This is a genomic window from Burkholderia sp. Bp9140 (assembly GCF_003853425.1).
GTDB lineage: Bacteria > Pseudomonadota > Gammaproteobacteria > Burkholderiales > Burkholderiaceae > Burkholderia.
This window is the reverse complement of record NZ_QTPQ01000029.1, coordinates 81,037-95,381: the sequence shown is the minus strand read 5'-3', so window position 1 is coordinate 95,381 and position 14,345 is coordinate 81,037. Positions and strand designations below refer to the sequence as shown.

Annotated in this window: 12 protein-coding genes; 2 read left to right on the top strand and 10 right to left on the bottom strand. The window is 66.2% G+C overall.

Annotation, left to right across the window (positions count from 1 at the left end):
• Positions 1-24: 24 nt before the first annotated feature.
• The 9 genes from DIE21_RS23750 to DIE21_RS23710 all read right to left on the bottom strand — a co-directional run bounded on the left by DIE21_RS23750 (position 25) and on the right by DIE21_RS23710 (position 11,360).
• Positions 25-1,392: a glycoside hydrolase family 71 protein gene (locus DIE21_RS23750; protein WP_124500026.1), complete on the bottom strand. Its 1,368-nt coding sequence runs from the start codon at positions 1,390-1,392 to the stop codon at positions 25-27.
• On the bottom strand, positions 1,389-2,678 hold the full coding sequence (locus DIE21_RS23745) for a hypothetical protein (RefSeq protein ID WP_124500005.1): 1,290 nt from the start codon (positions 2,676-2,678) through the stop codon (positions 1,389-1,391). Before DIE21_RS23745 ends, DIE21_RS23750 begins: the two co-directional genes overlap by 4 nt.
• Positions 2,666-3,844 (bottom strand): glycosyltransferase, encoded by a 1,179-nt coding sequence (locus tag DIE21_RS23740; protein ID WP_260426764.1) that lies wholly within the window; start codon positions 3,842-3,844, stop codon positions 2,666-2,668. The genes DIE21_RS23745 and DIE21_RS23740 overlap by 13 nt, the downstream gene beginning before the upstream one ends.
• On the bottom strand, positions 3,804-4,898 hold the full coding sequence (locus DIE21_RS23735; RefSeq protein WP_124500004.1) for a polysaccharide pyruvyl transferase family protein: 1,095 nt from the start codon (positions 4,896-4,898) through the stop codon (positions 3,804-3,806). The genes DIE21_RS23740 and DIE21_RS23735 overlap by 41 nt, the downstream gene beginning before the upstream one ends.
• Positions 4,885-5,946: a glycosyltransferase family 4 protein gene (locus DIE21_RS23730; RefSeq protein WP_124500003.1), complete on the bottom strand. Its 1,062-nt coding sequence runs from the start codon at positions 5,944-5,946 to the stop codon at positions 4,885-4,887. Before DIE21_RS23730 ends, DIE21_RS23735 begins: the two co-directional genes overlap by 14 nt.
• Positions 5,943-8,198: a polysaccharide biosynthesis tyrosine autokinase gene (locus DIE21_RS23725; protein WP_260432547.1), complete on the bottom strand. Its 2,256-nt coding sequence runs from the start codon at positions 8,196-8,198 to the stop codon at positions 5,943-5,945. Before DIE21_RS23725 ends, DIE21_RS23730 begins: the two co-directional genes overlap by 4 nt.
• 25 nt (positions 8,199-8,223) lie before the next feature.
• Positions 8,224-8,661, bottom strand: coding sequence for a low molecular weight protein-tyrosine-phosphatase (locus DIE21_RS23720; protein WP_124500024.1), 438 nt, complete (start codon positions 8,659-8,661; stop codon positions 8,224-8,226).
• A gap of 47 nt (positions 8,662-8,708) precedes the next feature.
• A complete protein-coding gene (locus DIE21_RS23715) occupies positions 8,709-9,761 on the bottom strand; it encodes a polysaccharide biosynthesis/export family protein (RefSeq protein WP_124500001.1) in 1,053 nt (350 codons plus the stop codon).
• Between the two features lie 195 nt (positions 9,762-9,956).
• Positions 9,957-11,360 (bottom strand): undecaprenyl-phosphate glucose phosphotransferase, encoded by a 1,404-nt coding sequence (locus tag DIE21_RS23710; RefSeq protein ID WP_124500000.1) that lies wholly within the window; start codon positions 11,358-11,360, stop codon positions 9,957-9,959.
• 250 nt (positions 11,361-11,610) lie between these two features.
• Between DIE21_RS23710 and DIE21_RS37330 the strand changes: the two genes are divergently transcribed.
• Positions 11,611-11,769 (top strand): hypothetical protein, encoded by a 159-nt coding sequence (locus tag DIE21_RS37330; protein WP_185640682.1) that lies wholly within the window; start codon positions 11,611-11,613, stop codon positions 11,767-11,769.
• A 1,124-nt stretch (positions 11,770-12,893) separates the two neighbouring features.
• On the top strand, positions 12,894-13,736 hold the full coding sequence (locus tag DIE21_RS23705; protein WP_124499999.1) for a peptidyl-prolyl cis-trans isomerase: 843 nt from the start codon (positions 12,894-12,896) through the stop codon (positions 13,734-13,736).
• Between the two features lie 85 nt (positions 13,737-13,821).
• Here the strand turns inward: DIE21_RS23705 and DIE21_RS23700 are convergent, their stop codons facing one another.
• Positions 13,822-14,304 carry an RES family NAD+ phosphorylase gene (locus DIE21_RS23700; RefSeq protein WP_124499998.1) on the bottom strand — a complete coding sequence of 161 codons (483 nt, stop codon included), beginning with the start codon at positions 14,302-14,304 and terminating at the stop codon, positions 13,822-13,824.
• Between the last annotated feature and the right edge of the window lie 41 nt (positions 14,305-14,345).

The window sequence follows — 14,345 nt, the reverse complement described above, 5'->3', positions numbered from 1 at the left end:
TCTCGATGTTCGAACGCAAGGGATTCATCGGGACTGTCCCTGGGGCGCCCAACCGCTGTAGTAGCCGTACTGGCTGCCGCCGCCGGGCTCTGCCACCACCAGCTCGCCCGCATACTCGAGCACGACCTGCTCGTTGCGAACGATCGAGAACGTCGGCCGCCCGGGCGTGCTCGGGACATCGACAAACGAAATTCCGGCCGGTAGCGGCCGGCGGTCCGCGCGCGCGTTCTGGCCGATTGTCAGCACAGCGGGGCCGGTCAGGAATACACACACGAATATGCGATCGACGAGCGGCCCTTGCGGCGTGCGCGGCGACCCGTATGTCGACGCCGACGGACCATGGGCGGCAGCGTCGCCTTGCCCGGCCGGACGCGGACGATAGAAAAAGAACAGCTCGTCGCGCACGATCGGCGGTTCGATGCCCGTCTTGAACCAGCGGATGTAATGACGCGACGCGCGCAGATAGCCTTCGTGGCTCAGGATCGGGCCGAAGCGCGCGTCATACACGCAGGCCTGCCGGGCTGCCCCGGTCGGCGCGACATACGTCGATTCAGCCCAGTCGTTCCAGGTCACGATCTGCACCCAGGTCGCGCGGGACTCGATCGCCGCGCGCCATTCCTCCGCCATGCCGGCAAACCCGAGCGTCTCGAACGCGCGGTAGTTCGTGCCTTGCGGCAAACCCCGGTAGTACGGCGTCACCGGGGCCATGAAGACCTTGCCGGCGCTGTGCAGGGCCGGGGCCAGTGCGCGCGTGGAGCGGGCCAGCAATGACGGTGCGCCCGCCGCACCGAAATAGAAATAGCCGTCCGCGGAGCGGATTTGCCGGACGATCTCGGCCGCCACGTTCGCGTCGATTTCCCGTTCGCCGGTGCGCGGAGACAGATGCGGGACAAAATACGCACCGAGGCGTCTGGCGGTCTCGATCAGCGATCGTGCACGGGTGCCGTGCCGCCCGCCCAGCGCGTACGCGGACAGCACGGGCCGTCCGTCCACCGTCAACTGCGCAAGGCGTCCGCGAACGGTCCGGACGATGTCCTCGAGTTCGTCCTGTGCATTGCCGTCGGCGGACACGAACAACCTGAACGCCCCGTCGAACCGGTCGGCGGTGTTGTAGATCGTCTCGACCCGCCGCTTGTAGTACGGCTCGGAAGCGTCCCACCCGCCGCAATTCAGTGCGAAGCCGTCGATGCCGGCCGCCATCGCATCACGCATTTCCTGTGCATACTGTTCGGGGCCGGCCGCCTTTCCGCCTCTCGGCCAGGCCACCATGTAGTGTGCGAAAACCCGCCGCGTGCCCGGCGCGGCGCTCGTCTCGCCGGTACGTGCGCGAAGCAGCCCGCCAGGGGTCAGCGCGGCCGCGACCGTCGTCGTGATGAAGGATCGCCGTTTCATGGCTGCTCCCGCTCGGCGCCCGCCGGAAGCGGCGCGGCTGGCAGGGCATGACCCGTCAGCAGGACACATGACGACGCCAGGATGATGAACGCCGCCGTGCCGACGCCGCAAATCGCGCCATAGGCGCCGAACTTCCAGCCGAGTGCCGCGACCAGCGCAAGCGTGAGGACGGCCTCGAACGACGCCATCTTCACGAAGGCTTGCCGGCTTCGCGCATACAGCCACAGTGACAGAATCCTGCAGAGAAACACCAGGCACGCGCCCAGCAGCACGGCGAACACGAATGCAAACTGACTGGCCCGGCCCCCGAGCGAATGAACCGGAAACAGACGGATCTCCAGCAGCGCGTACGCTGCGGCGGCCAGCACGCCCCAGCATGCCAGCACGCTCGCCACGAGCTTGCGCCCGAGCCGGATACCGCCGATCAGCCGCAACACACGCTCGCCGTTTCCGCCGATCGCCAGCGAAAACGACTGTCCGAAATTGAAGGCGAGATTGTTGAAGCCTTTGGCGACGCGATACAGCGCGGCACCGGCTGGCCCCGCGACGGCGGAAACGATCAGGACGTCGAGGTGCTTGGCACCGGACAGCACCGCGTTCGCATACCAGCTGCTCAGCATGTCGCCGCGCGCCTGCACGATAAAGTCGCGATACCAGCGCAGCCCGCTCGCCCCGGTTGCCGGATATCGGCCTGGCTCGAGACCGGTCGTGCCGCGACGCGTCACCCACAGGTAGGCACCCAGCAGCAGCGCGCCATACGCGGCCTCGACCAGCAGCAGCAGATCGGGAAAATGGCCGCGCAAGCCGTGGTATTCGGCGAGCACGGCGATGACAGCCAGGCGCGAAAGCGCCGAGATCGTCGAGATGACCAGCACGACGCCATTGCGCCTGGTCACCCTGAAGAAACCGAGCGCAAAGTGCGACAGCCCGTAACACACGGGCGCGAGCACGAGCACGGCGGTCCAGTTCGGCAGCGCGATCGAGCCGGTCCGGCCCAGCAGCGCGCAAGCCAGACAGAACAGCACGGTCGAGCCGAATGCGCTGAGGCAGTCGAGCCGAAGCAGGTTCGGAAACCGCGCCCGGATGCGATCGATCGTATAGATGCGCGCGGAACCGAAGTTGAAGGCGTCGATGGCGACGTAGAACAGGGCCAGCAACGCATACGAGCGCCCGACGAGCATGGGGTCGAGGAGATGCAGCGCCAGTGCCGCCACGACGAAATTCACCAGTGCCGGCAATCCGGCGCTGGCGGCGACATGGATCAGGTCGACGTTCAGGCGGCGCATCGCTCGACCAGGTAACGGCAGTACGCGTCGTATTTTTCCTGCAGCGCCGAATGGGAAAATTCGGCGGCTTTCGCCTGCTGCCTGATGCTCATGTCGACGAGCTGGGCGCGGTCGAGCGCGACTGCCTCGACCGCGGCCACGATCGCGTCGACCGAGCCGGCCCGGATCACGTCGCTCGCAGGCAGGACTTCCGGTATTCCGCCCACGCCGGTTCCGAGCACCGGCGTGCCGACGGCCATCGCTTCCAGCATCGCGCGCGGCATTCCTTCCTGAAGCGACGGCAGCACGAACAGATCGTGCTCGGCGACCGTCGCGCAGGCCGTCTCCGACGATACCTGTCCGCGGAAGTTCACGACGTTCGCGATGCCCAGCGCGTGTGCCAGCGCCTCCAGCTCCCCGCGCAATGCACCGTCGCCGACGAGCGTCAAGACGACGGCCACGTTCTTGCGCTTCAGGCGCGACACGGCTTCGAGCAGCGCCACGTGTCCCTTGCTCCGGTCATGCATCATCGAGACGTTGATCAGCCTCAATGACCCGGGCCGCGCGAGCGCGTCGGGATCGCGTGCCGCGAAGAGCGCGTTCGGCAGGAAGGCGTCGCTGAAGCCGAACGAATCGGCACGCGAGCGCGCCGGATACTTCGCCTGCAAATAGGCTTCCGTCACGTATCGCACGCTCTGCGCGCGCCGTGCGGCAAGCGCGGTCGAGCTGCAATGGATCCATTTCGCGACGCTGCGCAACGGATGGTTCGACGCACCCTTCCTGAAGTAGTCCTCCGGATCGGCAACGATTTCGGCCGAGAACGGCTTTCTCGTGATCCAGCACAGCAGGAGTGCAAGTGTCGCCACATTGCCCGGAAAGCGGATCATCAGTGTTTGCGCGCTCCGGATGACGCGGCACAGGCGTGCCGCCGTGCGCGGCAAGCCGGCGAGCCAGCGGCGGCCGCCGCGAACTGCGCCGAGGTCGACGAACGACGTGCGCGGCCCGGTTACGACGGAGCCGATCGGCCGGGCTTTCGGAAACGCGCGGGCGACGATCCGCACCGCGTCGAAATGCGGCGCGAACCGGCCGGCGAACTTCTCGTGGCCCATATGCGGACTGTAGATTTCGTCGCCGACGCGCGAAAAATTACCGTCCATCACAAAGGTGATTGAACTGCTCGATTTCATGACGGATCCTTTCCACCATCTCGTTGTAGCGAGTCGCGCCTGCCGTGCGCAGCGCCTGCCAGTACGTGCTGTCGTCGCGCGCAAGCTCGCGTGCCAGTGCGGCGACGCGGTCCGCGTCGAAGTCGCTGGCGTGCACCACGTAGCGCGACAGGCCGAGGTCGTCATACGCGGCCCGGCCTTTTCGTTCGTACGCGATATGAATGCTCGGCACGCCGGCCAGCACGCTTTCGAGGCTACCGTGCAGCCGGACGGAGACCACCACCGGACGCTCCCGCGCGACGAGCGTCGCCAGGTCGTCGACCTGCCCGATGCCGAACGTGTCGCGATAGAACGTGTCGTCGCCGTTTCCGCGGCCGCTGCTTTGCAGCGCGAATCCCGCGTCCGGCAGCCGCTTCGCGACGCAACGCAGACGGGCGACATAGTCATCGCGATACGGTTTGCCCTTCAGGTCGCGGAACACGAACCGGATCGGGCGGGCGTGTTCGGCTGGGCGCTCCGCATCCGGCTCGCTGCGTGGCGTCCGGCCGATCTCGAGCACGACGAGATCGCCCGTGCGAATGCCGTGCGGATGCGCAAGCTCGTCGACGCTCTGGCCGTCGCGCAGGAACACGACGTCGACGCAACGCCGCACCAGCGCCGCCAGCAAGGTGCCCGGCAGCGACCGCAGCGGACCGATGCTCTGCGGCAGATAGATCGATCGCTTCGAGCGCCGCAACGCCGTGCAGGCCAGCTGGCTGCCGTGCGCGACGAGCGATTTCCAGCCTTCCATGCCACTGGACGCGCGCAGGTAGCCGCCGCCCACGCCGAAGAACAGCGCCGGCCTGGCGCGGCCGAAGCCGCGCACCGATTCGACGCAGAAACGGGCCAGCGACCAGAGGCGGACGTTCGCGTCGTCGAGATAGCCGTGGAACGAAGCCGGATCGAGGCAGACGATCGTGACGACGCCATCGATGCCGGCGGCGCGGATCGCCTTCAGGCTCAACTTGACCAGCAGGCCGTCGCCGCTGTTTCGCGAGCTGTATGCGTGCAGCAGATAAACGTCAGGCTTGTTCATAGATCCGCATCAGCGATTTCAGGAAATGTTCCTGCCTGAAGGTCTGGTCGAATACGTGCCGGGCGTTCTCACCCATGCGCCGGCATTTGTCGACCGTCAGGCGGTTCAGGTTGTCGGCGAGGCATTGCCCGGTGAGCTCGGTGAGGATGATCCCGTTGTAGCCATGGATCACCTGCTCGGGCAGCGAGCTTTCGCCGGAGACGACGAGCACCTTGCCGGCGCGCATCGCCTCGATCGGAACGAGTGCAAGCCCTTCCCAGCGGGATGGCACGATCACGACGTCCATCGCCTGCATGGCGGCCTTCGTCGCGGCTGCATCGACCCAGCCGTGGTAGACGATCCGGTCGTCGCCGGCCCGCTCCGCCGCGACGCCGCCGCGCACCGCCACGCCGTACACGTTGATCTCGATGTCCGGCTGCAGCGCCGGCATGGCGTCGAGTACGACGTCGAAACCTTTCTGATAGTCGAGGCGGCCGAAATAGCCGACGCGTATCGTCGATGTGCCGGACGGACGATCGAGGGCGGTCCCGGACTCGTCGCCGGCTATACCCGTATAGACGAGGTCGACCTTCGACATCGGCAGCCGGTACTTGCGTGCCGCTCGCAATTCATCCAGCGACATGCAGACGATCCGGTCGCATCGGGTCGCCAGCAGGCGCTCCGTCAGCGCATAGCCCAGCCGCGTCACGGTGCCGACGTCCTTCTTCAGGAACGCCCAGGCGTGGGGCGTGTACAGGACCTTCGCGTGGCGATGCCGGAGCAGCCGCACGTACACGCCGGGGAACGTGCTGTGGCAATGGATCACATCCGGGCCGATGGCCTTCAGCAACGCCCGGATCTCGCGCGCGACCCCGGCGATGCGCGCCGGATGCCGGCTCGACCGGTATCCGATCAGCGTCAGTCCTTCGACGCCGGCCGTGCCGGTCATCTTGTCGGGATCGCAGATCAGCAGGACTTCATTACCCATCGCGATCTGCTCGCGAGCCAGCGCGCCGACATAGGTGGCAATGCCGCCCACCCAGGTTTCCACGACGTGCACGATCTTCATGACGTCTCCCGCTCGCGCGTGACGGGCGTGTCGCCGTTCGCGTCGGTCGAGCCATACGGCGCATATCGATAAGCCCCGTATCGGGAGCGATAGCCGAATGCTCGCGTATCGACGCCGTTGAAGAGGACGCCGAGCAAGCCCGACGAAATCCTGTTCAGCTGTTTCGACGATTCGGCGATCTCGCCGATCGTCGTTTGTCTGGCGCGCGTCACGAGGAGGGTCGTTGCGCAGTGCGGCGCCAGAATGCTGGCGTCCGACACCGCGAGTACCGGCGGCGTGTCGATGATCACGACGTCGTAGGCGGCGCTCATCTCGTCGAGCAGCCGGATCGTCGGTTCGCCCAACAGCAACTCCGATGCGTGCTGCGAAGTGGCGCCCGTCGGGATGAAGTCCAGCCCCTTCGATACGCCGCGCAGCGTGGCGCCATGCAGCGAGACGCGTCCCGTCAGCAGGTCCGACAGCCCCGGCGCGCTCGGCACGTCGAACGATTTGTTCAGGTGACCGCGCCGCATGTCCGCATCGACCAGCAGCACGCGCTGACCGGCGGCGGCCATCACGGCCGCCAGGTTGGAAGACACGAACGACTTGCCGACACCGGGGCTCGGCCCGGTCAGCAGCACACGGTTGTTGTCCGCGTCGAGCAGGGCCAGGCCGAGGGCCGTGCGCAGGCTTTTCAGGCTCTCGATGGAGGGGTCGTACGGGTTCTCGTCGGCGAGCAGCGACGGGACGCTCCCGCGTCGGGCGGCCGAAGCCGCGGCAGCCCGCTGCGCCGCCGAATCGGGGATCGTGCCGTAGACGTTCAATCCGGTGCGGCGCTCGATGTCGTCCGCGTCCGTGACACCGCCGAACAGCGCTTCGCGCGCGACCGCCGCCGTGACGCCCAGCATCACGCCGAGAATGGCGGACAGCGCGAGAATCAACGCCTTGCGCGGTTCGACCGGTTCTTCCGGGACGGGGGCGTTGTCCACTTCGCGAACGTTGCCGACCTTCCCGGCCGACACCAGCTTCAGCTGCTGGATGTTGTTCAGCACGCCGACATACATTTCGTTGCCGACCTCGACGTCGCGTCGAAGCCGGAGTTCGTCCTGTTCGACATCGGGAAACGCGTGCAGGCGCGCCGACAGTCCATCGATCTTCTGCTTCGCGGCCTCGATCTGGCGATCGAGCGCCTGCATCTCGGGATGGCCGGCCGTGAACCGGGTCGACGCCTCCGCGCGCTTCTGCTGCAACGCCAGCAGCGTCGCCTGGGTGGCGATGCTGTCCTGCAGGTAGGCCTGCGCCTCGATGCCGAGATTGAACGTGCCGCGCTTGCGCCGCATCGCGTTGAATTTCGCTTCGGCCTGTTCCAGGTTCTGCTTCAGTTGCGGCGCGACGTTCTCGAGGAACGCGAGGGACTTCTCCGCCTCGGCCGATTTCCGCTTGACGTTCTGGGCGACATACGCGGTGCCGATCGTATTGAGGATGTTCGCCACCGTATCGGGATCTTCGCCCTTCAGCGACACGTTGATGACGTTGCTCTGCTTGCGAATCTCCGATACGTTCAGGTGTTTCTGCAGCTGCTGCAGCGTCTTTAGTTCGGAATGGCGTTCCACCCGGAACACCACGCCCGGCCGCGCGTGGAGTGCATCGACACGGATCCGGAACGTGCCGCCGGCCTGCGTCGATTCGACGAGATGCCCGAGTGTGCCTTCGATCGGCTGGTCGAGATCGCCGTTTTCCAGCCGGAAGCGGCCGCCGGGCAGTGCCGTCAGTTCGAACACGTCGCCCTCGAAGGCTCTCGGAACGTCGAATGTGCCGATATCGATCGATTCGGTACCCCAGCCGTATCCGCCGAACCCGAGCAAACCGGGACGGGACAGGCCGTGTGCGCGCGCGGCGATCGCCTTGCCGATCAACGGGAAGCGCTTCGGCGTTGCGTCGATATACAGGCGCAGGTTCTTGACGGCGTGACCGACGACCATCCTTGACTGGATGATCTCGATCTCGGCCGCCGCCTGGATCTTCGCGTCGAAGAGCGACGACACGCTACCGAGCAGGGAGTCGGCCGCCCCCGTGCTGTCTTCGACCTGAATCAGCAGATTCGACTCGTAGATCGGGCGCGCCAGCCATGCATAGGCGGTGCCGAGTGCAAACACGACCGCCACGATGCCGACCACCAGCCAACGATTCGTCAGCAGCAGATCGACATACCGCACGAGTTCCGGCTCGTCGCCCAGGCCTGATTCGGGTGACGGGTTGGATGCCTTGTTCATGGAAATCCTGTTCATCATTCAACGCTCATCTCAGTGCCTGGATCTTCGGCACCCACGCGTTCACGCCCCGGTCGATCAGGGAATAGGCATGCCTGAACGCATCGATCGGCTTCAGGTACGGATCCGGCACATCCATGCCGTTCCGTTCGTCGAGGCGGAACACGCGCCCCAGCGAAAATGGATAGCGCGTGACGATCTCGCGCTGCTGGCTGGCTTCCATCGTCAAGACGATGTCTGCGCGACGAACCAGTGCCGTGGTGAGCTGCTGCGCGCGATGCGCGGAAATGTCGACTCCGGCTTCGGCCGAGACGGACGACGCGAGCGCATGCGCCGGCGCCCCGACGAGTGCCGACGTGCCGGCCGAGATCACCTCGATACTTGGCAGTCGCGACCGCAGCAGCCCCTCGCCGATCGGGCTGCGGCAGATGTTTCCGGTGCAGACCACGAGAATGGTGCGAATCATCTTTCCTCCGGCTTCTCTCTTGGGATATTCGTATCGACGGCTTTCGGTCATTTCGTGACGATCGCGCCCGTCAAACCGGCATTGATCGCCGGCAACAACAGATTCAGCACGCGGCTGAACCGGACGAGGCTGTTGCTGTCGACGTAGACGACATCCTTCGGCTGAAGGTCGAACTGATTGGCGAGCACCATCGCGACGGGCGAGCGGGCGTCGAGGTGGAACACGCGCGGCGCATCGCCCGACGCACCGCGGATCACATAGAGTTGCGCGGCATCGGCGCTCGCGCTATTGAAGCTGCCGGCCTGCGATAGCGCGTCGCTCAGCGTCAGCCGGCCCGTGCGCAGCGGCAGCGCCGTCATCGGCCGGGTCACCTCGCCCATCACGTAAGCGCCGTTCTCCTCGCGCGGCACCACGCGCAACAGATCGCCGTCGCGCAGCAGCAGGCCGGCGGGATTCGTGCCGCGCGCCAGCATGCCGGGCAGGTCGAGCGGATACGACACGCCGCCGCGTACCAGCACGAGGCGGCTCTGATCGGCCGCCGGCATGAAGCCGCCCGCGCGGCCGACCGCTTCGTACAGCGTCATCGGTACGTCGTTGAGCGGTACGGTGCCGGGCGTGCGCACCTCGCCGTCGACATGAATCTGCTTCGCGCGGAACGACGCGACGCGCACCGTGACCTTCGGCGCGACGAAATAGCGCGCGAGCGCGGCCGAGATCGCCCGGCGTGCGCCGTCGACGGTGAGGCCGGCGACCGGCACGTTGCCTGCATAGGGCACCTGCACGTTGCCCGCGTCGTCGATCACGAACCCTTGCGGCGGATCGGCCGGCCGTGCATTGGTCTGCTGCGACGGCCCTTGCGCGACGGCCAGCTCCGGGTGGTCCCAGACGGTGACCTGCAGCACGTCGCCGGCGCCGAGCGTATAGGCGGCGGGGCGGCCGAGCAGCGCGTCGGCCTGGTTCGCGTCGGCCGCACGCGCGTCGGCCTTCAAATGGCGGATCAGCGTCGCATCGATCTCGGCGATCGGCACCGGCAGCGTCGCGGCGGGTTCATGCGCGTTGCCGTTCGAACCCGGCAGGCTGGTCGTGGCGGGCATCTTCATCCCCGGCGCGAACGCACAGCCCGACAACACCGCGCAGCAAAGCGCACCGACGCAAGCGCGCAAGGTGCCACGCGCAGGCGATGGAGCGATCGCGGACGTGCGATGGCGGCGACCGCCGAAGGATCGGAAGAGAGATAACTTCAAGGTATGGCCTATTCGGGCGTGTGGGGCGGCTGGACGATGTGCATGCGGTGCTCAGTACGCGTTCTGATGACCGAATCCGCGCAACACCGTCGCACCGATGATTCGTAGGTCCAGCGCGAACGACCAGTTGCGCAGGTAGTACAGGTCGTACTCGACGCGGGACTGCATGCTTTCGAGTTGTTCGGTCGCGCCGCGCAGCCCGTTGACCTGCGCCCAGCCGGTGATGCCGGGCTTGATCCGGTACCGGTGGATGTAGCCGTCGACGAGCGTGCGGTACTGCGCGTCGTGCTCCACCGCATGCGGTCGCGGGCCGACCACCGACATGTCGCCGAACAGCACGTTGACGAACTGCGGCAGCTCGTCGAGGCTCGTGCGCCGCAGGAATGCGCCGACCTTCGTCACGCGCGGGTCGTTGCGCGTGGCCTGCGCAACCGTGCCGGGTTGTTCGACGTGCACGCGCATCGTGCGGAACTTGTAGATGTCGAACGTCTGGCCATCCGCGCCGCGCCGCTTCTGCGTGAACAGCACGGGGCCGGGCGACGTCACCTTGATCGCCGCGGCGACGACGAGCAGCAGCGGCATCAGCCCGACCAGCACGACGGCCGCGAACACACGGTCGAAGATCGCCTTCGTGACGCGCGCGCCGCGCGACAGCGGCGGAGCGGCCAGCGAGATCGCCGGTTCACCGAGAATGTCCTCGACGTGGCTGCCGAACAGCGCATGCTTGCTGACGTCCGGCATCAGGCGCAGTTCGACGAAATCGTTGCGGAATTCGTCGATCACGCGCGTGATCGTGGCGTCGTCGTCAAGCGGCAGCGCGATCCAGATCTCGTCCGCGCCTTCGGTGCGGGCAAGCGCGGCGAACGATGCAAGGTCGGCGGCGACGAAAGTGCCTTTGCCGAACGTGAACGCGCGCCCGGTCGTGCGATAGGCGCCGACGAACCGGTAGCGCGACGCGCCGGCCGTGTCGATCGATTCGGCGAGGCGTTCGAGCCATTCGTCGCCGCCGACGATCGCGACGCGGGACGGCGTGCCCGGCACATGCAGGCTGCGGTGGCGCGCGACGCTCAGCCCGACCCGGAACACGACGAGCGCGATCCCGACACCGATCGTCCAGCCGAAGAACCACGTCAGCAACGTCGTCGTGACGGGCGCCAGCGCGATCATCTTCAGTAAAACGAAACACTGAACGACAAACCAAAGGGCGAGCGTGCGCAGTGCGTAGCGAATGGCCGGCCGCGTGCGGCCGTCGAGGCCGATGCCGGCGAGCCGCAGCATGAACGCCGCGAGCAGCGTGCTGACGCCGATCAGGACCCATTCGATTCGGAATGCAGCGAGACTCCACATTGAACCTCGATGCGTGATTCCCGCGATGACGACGATAAGGAGGATATCGACGGCGCATATGGCACGTGCGCTACCTTTTTCCCGCTGGCGTTTCATACCTATGCTCATTCTGCTTGGTGCACGGTCATTCCGGTGTTGCGGCATGGACTGACTGCATGCGTATCGGGGCGAACCGGATCCGACATCGATATTTAAAGGTGACGGTTGGCAAGGAAGACGAGTTTATGGAGGGGGCGATCCGGGAACCATCTGACAACGCGTCATCCTGCGAAGAAAAGGGATCGGACAAGTACTATTTCGGTGCAGTTGCCGAGACGGTGAAGCAACGAAACGTCGACGCGAGGGCGGTGGGACGGGCGTGATCGACGCGATCCGTGCAAGCGGCGCGAGCACGTTCCGGCGCAGGATTGCCGCGACGCTCATGGCCGCGTCGATCGTGCAGACGACGATTTCGTGGCGCGGTCCGGGTTCGTTCTTCATGCTTTTCACTCGTCGTTGCCGTTGGGTGCATTTCTGAAACGCGTGGTGCGGGCGGCTTCGTTCAATCGGCCGCCGACATCGCGGCACCTTGTCCGCTGCATTCGGGCAGTACGGCGAGTCTATGAACGACGGCGGCGCGCGGCCATCGGCCAACAGGCGAACGGTGCGAGAAAGAGGCTCGGACCTGTCCGAGGCGGATTCGGACTCCGGAGCGACGAGGTCAAGGATGGTTAAACGAGGGGGCGGTCGGAAGAACGTGCGGGTGGCGCGGGTGGCTGCGTTAAGAACGACGCCGCCTGCGAGAGGCGGCGTCAAGACGGAGATACAACGTTCACGTCGAAAGACCGGAGCAGCAGAGCCGGTCACCCCGCAGCGCCATTGTCCCGAACGACGTTTCAGCGGGAAATAAGCCCGGTCTGATTCATGCGCGCTGCGTGATCGATGTCAGACCTGTCAGATGGAGATCGGTGTCGTCTACGCCTCCAAGACGAGCGTTTCATCCGGCATGGAGTCCTGACAATGAGCGACGCGGATTGCCGTGAGGTAGATGCGGCGTCAGGCACGACCGCGAGACGGAGCCGGCGCGTGAGCACGAGCACGCCCGTGGCGCGGTGGAGGACTGAAGTCATCCGGAATCGGACTCGTCTGATTGTGCAGCAGCCCTTCGCCCTTCGATAATGCACTGCTCGGGGAAACCGCATGGTGTGCGCCCGATACCTCGTATCCGAAGCATGTCTTCGTTCGTCACGCTGCCCGGTTTCGGGCAGCGTCCTTTTTCCGGATGAGTGCTCGAACGGATCGCGCGATGCACGCCGGGCCGACACACGTGAATGCCTTGCGGTGGCCGGTGGGCTCGGCCGCTTTCGACCCTTCAGGTCGCAGGTTGGTAGAACGCATGCCTCATGCGAGCGCAGGGCATTCACGCCTGTCCGCGGGCGGGTGCCCGCGCCGGTCGCATGCAAGCGGCCCGTGCCGGTGGAGTCCTGTCACCGGCACGGGCCCGGTACGTCCGGCTCTGATCCCTGGCGCGCCGTGCGCTTTCGTACGCGCATGCGTGGCCATCCCGGTGCCGATCCGCTCGGCTGCCCACTGCGGCGAAGCCGCTTTCCCCCTCGCCGCCATCGCGTGCGGGGTCTCCACTCCCTGATGAAGGACGTCCTCATGAAGAAGCATCGCATTTCCATCGTCTCCACCGTGATCGCACTCGCGTGTGCCAGCGGCATGACTGCCGCGCACGCCGCCGGCCCGCAACCCGACTCGGCGCTGCCGCCGGGCGTCGAGGCTGTCGTGAACGACGTGCCGATTCCGCGTAGCGACGTCGACGGCGCGGTCAAGGCATCCGGTCAGCCCGACACGCCCGCGCTGCGCGCACAGGTGAAGCAGAACCTGATCATCCGGCAACTGTTCGAGCAGGCCGCCGACAAGGCGGATTACGGCGCCCGCCCCGAAGTGAACAAGGCCGTGATGCAGGCTCGCACGGTGGCGGCGACGGATCTCTACCTGCGTGAAATGGCCCGCCCGCAGCCGGTGACCGACGCGCAGGTCAAGGCGCGCTACGACCAGATCGTCGCGAGCGCCGCACCGTTCCAGTACCGCGCGGAAGTGATTGCTGTCGGCACCCCGGCAGAAGCGAACGAAGTGGCCGCGGAACTGAAGAAGGGCATCGGGTTCGACGCGCTCGGGAAAAAGTACAACACGGCGCCGAACGGCGGTATCGCCGAATGGGTCGATCTGCATACGCCGGTGGCGGAAGGAAACACGGACGGTGTGCCGGTGGCGCTTGCGCAGGCGATCACGTCGCTGCAGCCGGGTGCCGTTTCGGACCCGATCCGGATCGGCAATGCTGTCGCGTTCGTGAAGCTGGATCAGAAGCGGAAGACCGTCGTGCCGACGTTCGACGCGGCGAAGAACGTGCTGCGCCAGCAGCTCGAAGCGCAGGCGGACCAGCGGGCGATGGCCGCGCTGGTCGAGAAGCTTGCCGCGCAGGCGACGATCCGGCAGTAAGCAGGGGGTGGGCGAAGGGCTGCCTGGTGTGTCTGACGCGTTGTCGGTAGACAGTCGGGTCGCCCGCCTTTCGTTCGCGTCGAAGTTACTTCACCGCGCGGCCGAACAAGCGCGGGTCCAGTGTAAACGGTTCGGTGCGGATGACCTGGACGGCGCTCATGCCGGAATGCGTCGGTTTCAGCAGCAGGTTGGTGTCGGTCGGGCACACGACTGACGGCACGCGCATCACCAGTTGTTCGCCCGCTGCAAGCCATTGCCGGCCCAGCTCGATCGTCGGTTCGGGGTCGCATGTCAGGTTTGCCCAGCCGTCCGGTAGTGCAGGGGTGAACGCGCCGTCATATGCGGCGTCCGGTACTTCTAACGTTACCAGGCAATATCCGCCGGCCGGCATCAAGCCAGCCATATGGACCAACGCTTCCAGCCGCGCGGTCGATGCGTGCGCGCACGTGTACACGACGCGCATGCCACGCGGGTTCCAGCGCCCGCCTGCCAGCGCCGCGCCATTCCCGCTCAGATCGTCGGCACGGTAATAGCCGCGCCGTTCCTTGGCGAGCCGATATACCCTCATGCACCGATTTAGTCGAACTTGGGAGACCGAGACTCGCGAGC